General features: G+C 61.6%; 6 protein-coding genes. 3 read left to right on the top strand and 3 right to left on the bottom strand.

Annotation, left to right across the window (positions count from 1 at the left end; translation table 11 throughout):
* Position 1: 1 nt before the first annotated feature.
* The gene (locus LQV39_RS02565) at positions 2-325 is read right to left on the bottom strand and encodes a hypothetical protein (protein ID WP_230020084.1); all 324 of its coding nucleotides are present in this window, start codon (positions 323-325) and stop codon (positions 2-4) included.
* Positions 326-665: 340 nt separating this feature from the next.
* Here LQV39_RS02565 and flhB point away from each other — a divergent pair, with 340 nt between their 5' ends.
* The 3 genes from flhB (at position 666) to LQV39_RS02580 (ending at position 5,353) form a co-directional block, all read left to right on the top strand.
* Positions 666-1,823: a flagellar biosynthesis protein FlhB gene (gene flhB, locus LQV39_RS02570; RefSeq protein WP_230020088.1), complete on the top strand. Its 1,158-nt coding sequence runs from the start codon at positions 666-668 to the stop codon at positions 1,821-1,823.
* 21 nt (positions 1,824-1,844) lie between these two features.
* Entirely contained in the window at positions 1,845-3,989 is a 2,145-nt protein-coding gene (gene flhA, locus LQV39_RS02575; RefSeq protein WP_230020089.1) for a flagellar biosynthesis protein FlhA, read from the top strand.
* A gap of 212 nt (positions 3,990-4,201) precedes the next feature.
* Complete coding sequence (locus LQV39_RS02580; RefSeq protein WP_230020092.1) at positions 4,202-5,353, top strand: glycosyltransferase; 1,152 nt, start codon at positions 4,202-4,204, stop codon at positions 5,351-5,353.
* A 37-nt stretch (positions 5,354-5,390) separates the two neighbouring features.
* On the opposite strand, the gene LQV39_RS02585 is transcribed toward LQV39_RS02580, so the two are convergent.
* Positions 5,391-5,639, bottom strand: a complete 249-nt coding sequence (locus LQV39_RS02585; RefSeq protein WP_230020094.1) for a hypothetical protein — start codon at positions 5,637-5,639, stop codon at positions 5,391-5,393.
* A 184-nt stretch (positions 5,640-5,823) separates the two neighbouring features.
* On the bottom strand, positions 5,824-6,023 hold a 200-nt coding region (locus LQV39_RS02590; protein WP_374199393.1), incomplete at its 5' end, for a cupin domain-containing protein.

Genomic DNA, 6,023 nt, shown 5'->3' on the forward strand with positions numbered 1-6,023 from the left:
ATTAGTGGTGGGTGGTGGTCGCGTGGTTGGTGGTCGAGTCGTTGTCCGAAGCGGCAACGGCGACGGCTGCGACAGCAGCGCCGACGGCGACGATAGCACCGGTCGACAGGCCAGCAACGCCAGCGCCAGCCAGGAAACCGCCCGAGCCAGCGGCTGCGCCGGCGGTGCCGGTAGCGCCAGCGGTACCAGCGGTACCAGCGGTGCTGGTCGCGCCAGCAGCGGAGCCGGTGCTGGTCGAGCCGGTAGTAGCACCAGTGGTGGTTTGTGCCAGCACTTGTGCCGACATCAGGGCCAGGATTGCGCCGGCAGCGATGATTTTTTTCATGATGGGTCCTTAAATTCAGTATGGTGGTTGCAGCAATACTTCGTTGCTGAGAGATTATAACAACGAAAAGTTGCTTTGATACATTAGAGGCCTGCCTGTGCGGCAACTCCCGCGAAAAGTGTGAGTAATTTTCCACTTGTCCGCAACACATTAGTCTACAGCAATTATTTTTGAACAATCTCACGTTTTCTAACCGCAACTCCCGCCTTTTGAAGGGGAAAAGCCACGGCTTTCCCCTCCTGTTCCCCGTATAGCCATACGGCAACATCTGGAATAATCCCATCCTGAACAAAAGCCGGTGGCGCAGCCGGCCCAACAGGAGCGGAGGCGGGAACAAAACATGGCGGAAGCAAGCAACGCAGAAAAGACAGAACCAGCGTCAGCCAAACGGCTGAGGGACGCACGCAACAACGGCGACATTCCCCGTTCGCGCGAAGTCGCGACCTTCACCGTGCTGATGACCGCAGGCGCCGGCCTGTGGGTGCTGGGCGGCGGCGTTGTCAACAAGCTTTCCACCACCCTCGAGCGCGGCCTGTCGCTCGACCGCGAACAGATCTACAACCCCAGCGTCCTGATCGAGCGCGTTACTGCCGACATCGGCGGCGTGATGCTGGCCTGCCTGCCGCTGGCGCTGGCGATCATGCTGGTCGCCGTAGTGTCGCCGCTGCTGATCGGCGGCTGGAACTTCACTTCCAAGTCCTTTCTGCCGAACTTCGCCAAGCTCAACCCGATGAACGGCCTCGGCAACATGGTCTCGACCAATGCCCTGATCGAGCTGCTCAAGGCCTTCGCCAAGACCCTGCTGGTCGGCGCTGTCGCCTGGTATGTGGTGATGAGCGAGAAGGACGCCGTGGTCGGCCTGGCGCTCGAGCCGCTGGGCGTTGCTACTTCTCACCTGGGCGGGCTGCTGGCCAAGGCCTTCCTGATCATGGTCAGCTCGCTGGGTGCGATCGCCGTGCTGGACGGTCCGTATCAGAAATGGCACTACGCCAACAAGCTGAAGATGACGCGCCAGGAAGTGATCCAGGAATCCAAGGAATCGGACGGCAACCCGCAAATCAAGGGCAAGATCCGCCAGCTGCAGCGCGAGATGGCGCGCAAGCGCATGATGAGCAACGTCCCGACCGCGGACGTGGTCGTGACCAACCCGACTCACTTCGCGGTGGCGCTGAAGTATGCCGAGAACGGGCGCGGTGCGCCGCGCGTGGTGGCCAAGGGTACCGACGAAGTGGCGGCAAAGATCCGCGAGATCGCGAAAGAGAACAAGGTCGCGCTGCTGGAAGCCCCGGCCCTGGCCCGTGCGCTGTACAAGCACACCGACATCGACGACGAGATCCCGGAAGCCCTGTACTCGGCGGTGGCCGAAGTGCTGGCCTACGTCTACCAGCTGCGCGCATACAAGAAGGGCACCAGCGACCATTATCCGGACCGCCCGAACAAGCTGCAAGTGCCGCCGGAGATGGACCCGTTCAATCCGGCGTCGCAGCAAAAACATTAAGAGTAACTGGGGAATCACGTAATGAACGGTTTCAAACTGCCGGCATGGGCCAAGGCGATCCTGGGACGCGGCAACGCGCTGGCGGCGCCTATCCTCATCATCCTGCTGTTGTCGATGATGATCCTGCCGCTGCCGGCGTTCGCACTCGACCTGTTCTTCAGCTTTAACATCGCGATGTCGGTCATCGTGCTGCTGACCGCCCTGTACACGGTCAAGCCGCTCGACTTCATGGCCTTTCCGGCGGTGCTGCTGGTGACGACCCTGCTGCGCCTGGCGCTGAACGTGGCCTCGACCCGCGTGGTGCTGACCGAAGGCCATACCGGCGGCGCCGCTGCCGGTAAAGTGATCGAAGCCTTCGGCCACTTCCTCATCGGCGGCAACTACACGGTCGGCCTGGTCGTCTTTATCATCCTCACCATCATCAACTTCATGGTCGTCACCAAGGGTGCCGGCCGTATCGCCGAAGTGGGCGCGCGCTTTGCCCTGGACGCGATGCCGGGCAAGCAGATGGCGATCGACGCCGACCTGAACGCCGGCCTGATCGCCGAAGCGGAAGCCAAGCAGCGCCGTTCGGACGTGGCGATGGAAGCGGAATTCTACGGCGCGATGGACGGTGCCTCGAAGTACGTGCACGGCGATGCCGTGGCCGGCATCCTGGTCACCCTGATCAACGTGATCGGCGGCCTGATCGTCGGCATGATCCAGCACGACATGGCGTTCGCCGACGCCATCAAGAACTACACCCTGCTGGCCATCGGTGACGGCCTGGTCGCGCAGATCCCTTCGCTAATCATTTCGATCGCGGCCGGTATGGTCGTCTCGCGCGTGGCCAGCGACCAGGACGTCGGCGACCAGGTCGTCGGCCAGCTGTTCGGCCGTCCTATCGTCATGTACATTACCGGCGGCATCATCGGCGGCATGGGCATGATCCCGGGCATGCCGAACCTGGTCTTCCTGCTGCTGGGCAGCGCGCTGTTCGGCGCCGGCTACCTGGTGGAAAAGCGCCAGAAGAACGCGCCGGCGGCAGGGTCGCCGGGCGCGGCCGGTGCAGCGGGGCAGGGCGGTGCGGCGGGCGCAGCAGGTGGCGCAGGCGGGGCCGGTGCGGCCACCACGCCGGCCGAGCAGGAAGAAGCGACCTGGCAGGACGTGATGCCGGTCGACACCCTGGGCCTGGAAGTGGGCTACCGCCTGATTCCGCTGGTCGACAAGGGCCAGGCCGGCGAGCTGCTGAAGCGCATCAAGGGCATCCGTAAAAAATTCGCCCAGGAAGTCGGCTTCCTGGCGCCGCCGGTGCACATCCGCGACAACCTGGAGCTGAAGCCCACGGCTTACCGCATCTCGCTCAAGGGCGTGGAAGTCGGCAGCGGCGAGGCGATGACCGGCCAGTTCCTGGCGATCAACCCGGGCATGGCCAGCGGCACGCTGCCGGGCCTGGTAACCACCGATCCGGCCTTCGGCCTGCCGGCCATCTGGATCGATGCCGGCCTGAAGGACGAGGCGCAGAGCATGGGCTATACCGTGGTCGACGCCGGCACCGTGATCGCCACCCACCTGAACCACCTGATCACCACCCACGCCTCGGAACTGCTGGGCCGCATGGAAGTGCAGGCACTTCTTGACCATTTGGCAAAAGATGCGCCCAAGCTGGTCGAGGACCTGGTGCCCAAGGTCGTGTCCCTGTCGACGCTGCAGAAGGTGCTGCAGAACCTGCTGCAGGAAGGCGTGCACATCCGCGACATGCGCACCATCATCGAAACGCTGTCGGAACATGCCGGCTCGACCGCGGACCCGAACGACCTGACCGCGCTGGTGCGTATCGCACTGGGCCGCGCCATCGTCCAGCAACTGTTCCCGGGCACCAACGAGCTGTCAGTGATGACCCTCGACAACCGCCTCGAGCGACTGCTGGTCCAGGCCCTGAACGCCGGCGGCGACGGCACCGGCATCGAGCCGGGCCTGGCCGACACCATCGTCCAGCAGGCCGCCAATGCGGCCCAGCAGCAGGAGGCGATGGGCTTCACGCCGGTGCTGCTGGTGCCGGGCCCGCTGCGCACCTTGCTGTCGCGTTTCCTGCGCCGGGCACTGCCGCAATTGAAGGTGCTGTCGCATTCCGAGATTCCGGAAACCAAGACGATTCGGGTGACCAGTTTGGTGGGTACGGCTTAATTCGTCTTCTGTTCTTAATTAAGTGAAAACAGGGCGCTTTCGAGCGCCTTGTTGTATGTGTATTTGCCGGTTGCTGCGCTACAACAAGTAGTAAATCCCCCCATGCGTACGGTCAATCTACGAGTTGATTTGTGATAACATTTCAGCCAATTCAAAATTTGCTGTCGCCATGCGCTGCCAATACGAGCTCAAAAATAAGGGAAAGTAAATTAATGTCGGAATTTCAGTTTTTTCAGCTCGGATTAACAGTATTTGGCGGAAGTTTCGCTGTATGCCTGCTGATCGTTCTGTCCCAGAAGTGGCATGGCAGCCTTTCACATGATCACGACCTCGACGGCGTGCAGAAGATGCACACCACGCCGGTTCCGCGTATCGGTGGGGTAGGCGTGGTCGCCGGCCTTGTTCTGGGCTGCCTGTGCTTCCAGCATCTGTTTGCTAAAACGAACGGATTTGGTTCGCGCGAAGTTTATCTTTTGCTGGCGGCTAGCCTGCCGGCCTTCGTCGCCGGCGTAGTCGAGGACTTTACCAAACAGGTCTCGGTGAAGGCGCGCCTTGCTGCAACCGCGCTGAGCGCAGTTGTCGCCAGTGCCGTGCTCGGCGCAACTGTGAACGAGCTCGATCTGTGGGGCGTCGACGCCCTGCTGGCGATCACGCCGTTTGCCGTGCTGGTGACCGCCATCGTTGTGGCTGGCGGTTCGAATGCGATCAACATCATCGACGGTTTCAATGGCCTGTCGAGCAGCACCATTATCATCATGGCGGCCGGTCTGGCTGCAGTCGGCTTCCAGCACGGCGACGGCCTGGTGGTTACGCTCGGCGTACTGGGCATTGGCGCCACGCTTGGTTTCCTGGCTGTGAACTACCCGCGCGGCAAGCTGTTCCTGGGTGACGGTGGCGCTTACTTCCTGGGCTTCTGGGTGTCGGAAATGGCGGTGCTGCTGCTGGTCCGTAACGCCTCCGTGAACGCCTGGCAAGTGCTGGCCATTTGCGCCTACCCGGTCATCGAAGTCCTGTTCAGCATGTACCGCCGCAAGATGATCCAGAAGGTGAGCCCAGGTGCGCCCGACGCATTGCACCTGCATACCCTGGTATACCGTCGTCTGGTCTTCAAGCATGTGCGCCTGGATGCGGCCCGTCCATGGAAGCGCAACGCGGCAGTCGCTTGCGTGATCGCGCCGGTAGTGGCTGCGTGCGTGTCGGTCAGCGTGCTACTCGGCGCCTCGGCGCCGGTGAGCCTGGTCATCGTCCTGGCGCAGCTGGCACTGTATATGATCGCGTATGGCCGCCTGGTGCGCGGCCGCTGGATGGCTGGCCAGACCAGCCGGGTGGACGCAGACATGAGCGCGGGCGCGAAGTTGCGCTGATATCCTTCAGCAGCGGAGCAGGGAAAAAAAAGGACCCTCAGCGGGTCCTTTTTGTTATCCACCAGTGCTCGAACGAGATCGCAAAGTGGAAGAGCAATCCTGTCACGAACAGGAAGTCGCCGAGCCGGCCGCCACGTACCGCAGCCACGATCAGGCCAGCCACGATGAATAGGGTGCGGAGGACTAGAATACTATGGTCGATCGCTTCGCAGAAATGCGCATGGACGGTATCGGGCTGTCCGGCTTCGCGTTTCGGTAATCTCAGTCTCATGTGCTGGCCTTTCATGACCATGTCAGAACATCATTGAACACAGTCTAGCACGACATTCGATGCCGGTTGTTACAATTCAACACAATTGTGTTCAATTAATCTCCAACCTATTCACTCGGCATTTAAAAAATGCGGACGAGAACAGAAGTACCGGCACTGCCCACCGCACCAGTACTTATCATGGATTATGCGAGCATGATCAGGTGCGCTGATACACGTCCTCGAAACGCACGATGTCGTCTTCACCCAGGTAACTGCCCGACTGCACCTCGATCAGGTGCAGCGGCAGCTTGCCCGGGTTTTCCAGGCGGTGGGTCATGCCGATCGGGATGTAGGTCGACTCGTTCTCGGCCAGCAGCTTGACGCTGTCGCCGCAAGTGACGCGCGCGGTGCCCGACA

This window comes from Massilia sp. Bi118, assembly GCF_918697865.1.
Classification (GTDB): domain Bacteria; phylum Pseudomonadota; class Gammaproteobacteria; order Burkholderiales; family Burkholderiaceae_D; genus Telluria.